Raw genomic sequence first — 3,526 nt, 5'->3', positions numbered from 1 at the left:
TTGGTTGTGCTGTAGATTTTGTGTGTAGGCTTCTTCATTTGAAAATTATATGGCTGAAGAAGCCCTTAAGAATAGCTTTGTGCAACAAAGCCAATAAGAGGTAGCATGCAAAGCGTTCAATTAAATAAAAGCCTAGAATGACTTTCTATTCTTCACCGTCATATACCCAATATTCTTCGCCCCAATCTTTACTAGATTTATTCATTATGGTTCCTTTGGTGAAATACAGTCGTTTTCCTTTATCATTAGATAAAATCCAATAACCTGTTCTTGGGCATAATTCTCCCCCTATAACTTTTAAATCAGGTGTAGCAAAAGTATCTACATCCTCAACCCCAATATCTTCAAACTCACCTTCTATTAACTCAACGAAATACCAGCTAGAATCAAAGCTAGTAAATGCATTTCTTGAGATTAATGATGGGGTTAGTTCCAATTGTACTTCTCGATCTGATTTTAAATAATCCCAATCATCTTCTATTCGCTTATTTTTAATATTTTCAATTGCGAACGCCCTTAACTCTTCAGAAGGAGTCCATGCTGTATATTCATTAAACTTAGAAAATAAGTCCTTTCCTAAAGCATTTAATGTTTCACACTCTTCTAATTGCCCACGTGTAAAACTATTTTCATCACGATAAGTCCAAGCAAATTGTGGTACGCCATATCGATCACCCACAGGAATATATACCCCTGTTTTTGGAATAATTTCCCCACTATTTACACGTATGTCTGTACGAAGCTTAAATTTAGGTACTTTATATTCAAAAATTCCCAGTTCTTTAATCACTTCAAATAAACCATATAAACTCCATGATCTTGGAGGCTTTACGCAAGAGTCGTAATAACTACATAATCTGTATAATTCATCAAAACGCAATTTAAAATCAGCTTCTTCTTCTTCTGACATCCAGTTCGGTCGAAACTCACCTAACATACGTGCTGTATTATATGCAGGTGTCCAGCCATATTTTTCCTGTTTCGTTTCTTCAATAATTCTGATTAGACCTAATCTGAAATCGAGTAAAGATGGGTAAGCATAGGTACTCCAATTAGCTGAAGTATCCCCCATTCCCCAACCTTCTTGCAATAAAACACGGTCACGATACTGCTGATCAGCTAAATCAATTACTCCACCAGTATATTGAATCAAATCATCCAGTTTGGTCAGTAACATTTCCAAATAAGATCTTGAAGTAACATAATAAATTAGGGCAATTGATTGCTTTTGAAAGCGAGTTAATTGCTGTTCTATATTTTGCATTATAATCATCTCCTAATTTTATCTATTAATCACTTGTCCGGATATATTCGGAAGACCAATTCTGACATCTTTTAACTGCTCATCAAAATCAGTCATGCCCCAACCTGTATCATAAGGACCATGAATATTTGGTTCTTTGATTTTGCTTCGTACTGCCTGATATTTGGCTTTATTCGCTGGAGATAGGCTATTGTAGGCATCCCGTCTTATTGGCGATTTAAGCGATAAACGTCCATGAGTGTCCACAGGATAATAAATGGTATTGTCAAACTTTCCTTCTTTGAAAATGACCTGCTCCCAACCACCTGATAAATGATAACTATCACCTAAAGCATCATTTGTTTGGCTTGAGGCAGGGCCACGCCATACCTTAATGGATTGACCCGGAGGAATGTCATAAACAACAAACTGCCCATTTGCATTCCAGTGTGGCCAAACCGCTAGATATTTACGCCAAGCCGCTTTCGGGTCAGAGCTATTTTTGATTTTAACAAAGACCTCTTCTGTAACCCAACACTCACCAAATGCACCATTTGCAGGTGAAGTTACACGGTATAATCTCGCAGGTCCTGTAATAATATCTGCGGACAACTTACTAAATGAAGCAATATTATAATCGTGTAAAGGGGGATATCCCTCTTTGACTTTTTTATCTATATCACTCCTATAGTCATTTGGTCTCAAGGGCTTATTTTCCAGACTTCCTTTGCTTAACCAAATCGGCCGAGGCTCTTTTGTACGCATTAAAGTAATGGCACGTGCTTCTGGTAATGTACCTCTGAAGTGAACATTTGTCGTATTTCTTACTGCTGTTCGTTGCAGATATGACTCCATATCTAATCTATAAATAACTCTTGCCAATGCCTCATTAAGAGGTGCTAAAGCTTTTGCCAATGGGGCATCTGCTGCATTTCGAATTTTCCTAACAATAGCGACAGTATTTTTAATTTTATCTTTTAAACCAGGAATATATTTTGCCTTATTGGTCAAATCGTCTAATAGTTTTATTCCTCGATCAAATGCTGCTAATAACTCTCGTGCACTGAGCCTATTTTTGACTTTTATAGTCTCATTCTTTAGATAAACCAAAATATCCACATTCGGTAGATATTTTTTAATATAATCTTGTACTTGCTTTTTCCTTAAAAACGTAACAACCCATGTCATAGCTGAGTCAACGGCTTTAACCACTGCTTTTCCACCGCTTCGTCTTACAAACAAGAAGAATATTTTAAGAACCCCTTTAACTAAACTCCCTAGACTTGGAAATAACCCTATTAAAGTTAGAGCTAAAGCAACCCAAGCCCATTGATCAGACATATCCTCATTTAGTTTTTTACAATTCGCCACTAAATCTCGGACATCACATATCTGGTCTACAAACGGAATCATAGAAATTGCAGCATCAAATACAATTTGCCCAGTACTACGATTTTCATTGAAGTCACCTTCAATGGCTTCTACCATCCACTCCCATATACTTTTTTCCTCTTGAAGATCTTTTTGCTCACCAGTCATCCAAGCTAATGCATCTCTAGCTTGTGTAGCATTAGGAATATTATTTGCCATTGTATATTTCCCCAAAATTAGAGATTGATGAGATATCTTCAATTTCTAATAATTCTTCCAATGGATCGGCATTTCTTTCTTTACCTTCTTGAGTTTCATACTCTACTTTTTTTATAGTTTCTGGCGGTATATTTTCATGTCTTGTAAATCCATTAGCATCCAGTTTTCCTGCTAATGTTGTTCCATTTTTAAAGAGAATTTTATAACCATTATTTGCAACCCCCTTTCTTGTTTCAGGGTCACGATAATCTAATTCAATCCAATTCTTTATATCTGCACTCGGTAAATTTAGTGGTGTCAACTGAACATTCATACCACCTTTGAACAAATGCTGTCCTGCCTTAACCTCAAACTTACCACCAGTCGTAGGAAATACCCCCGAAGCATTTATTTTTAGTTGCGAACCGCCTGCGGTCAGTACGATTTCTTTCGCACTGGTGATGTCGACATTTGCCTCCGTCGAAATAATCTGCACCCCCTTTCTTGCAATCAGATCAGCACCATCTCCTTGAGCTTGAATCTCGATCTTGCCTTTGCCTGCATACAGTCGTGCCCCTTCTTGCGCTGCAAATAAACTGATCTTTTTGCTGGCATGTCCGATGATGCTGTCTTGGGTGCTGGTGTTAATGCTTCCTTGTGCAATCTGGTTGATCTGCCCATCTGCACTGAGGTGGATGTCTTCGTTACTTTCTA

Annotated in this window: 3 protein-coding genes; all 3 read right to left on the bottom strand. The window is 37.4% G+C overall.

All coding sequences use genetic code 11. The features are described 5' to 3' along the window. Positions 1-145 precede the first annotated feature (145 nt). Complete coding sequence (locus tag BMW42_RS14520; protein ID WP_092768970.1) at positions 146-1,264, bottom strand: hypothetical protein; 1,119 nt, start codon at positions 1,262-1,264, stop codon at positions 146-148. Between the two features lie 18 nt (positions 1,265-1,282). Further along, positions 1,283-2,833 carry a hypothetical protein gene (locus BMW42_RS14515; protein ID WP_092768967.1) on the bottom strand — a complete coding sequence of 517 codons (1,551 nt, stop codon included), beginning with the start codon at positions 2,831-2,833 and terminating at the stop codon, positions 1,283-1,285. After that, the coding region (locus BMW42_RS14510) for a DUF2345 domain-containing protein (RefSeq protein WP_143047426.1) at positions 2,823-3,526 on the bottom strand (704 nt) is incomplete at its 5' end. The genes BMW42_RS14515 and BMW42_RS14510, both read right to left, overlap by 11 nt.

Source organism: Acinetobacter sp. DSM 11652, assembly GCF_900109815.1.
In the GTDB taxonomy this organism is placed as follows: domain Bacteria; phylum Pseudomonadota; class Gammaproteobacteria; order Pseudomonadales; family Moraxellaceae; genus Acinetobacter.
This window is presented reverse-complemented; position numbering and strand designations above follow the sequence as displayed.